1 protein-coding gene is annotated in these 255 nt (G+C 41.2%); it reads left to right on the forward strand.

What is annotated here, in order from left to right; genetic code table 11:
- Positions 1-255, forward strand: a 255-nt coding sequence (locus tag KW844_RS29550; protein WP_218380246.1) for a hypothetical protein, incomplete at both ends; no start/stop codon positions are given.

A 255-nucleotide genomic window follows, 5' to 3' on the forward strand; every position in this document is an offset into this window, starting at 1 on the left:
TCCTTTGATGCTGTTGCCCCGCGGGCGCATTTAAATTTTGCGGTATTCAATGATCGCTTTAAATTAGTGGAAGAGAATACCGGTATCCGTTCTCTGCGCAATAACCCTGATGAGCTACAAAGTCTTACAGTAGATAAGTTTACAGTAAACCAAACCGGTTTCCTGTACGTATATACGAATAACGAATCCATAGATAATGTTTATTTTGATAACCTAACGGTAACGCATATTGCGGGTCCGCTATTGGAGGAAACG

The sequence above is a fragment of the Chitinophaga sp. sic0106 genome, from assembly GCF_019219075.1.
GTDB lineage: Bacteria > Bacteroidota > Bacteroidia > Chitinophagales > Chitinophagaceae > Chitinophaga.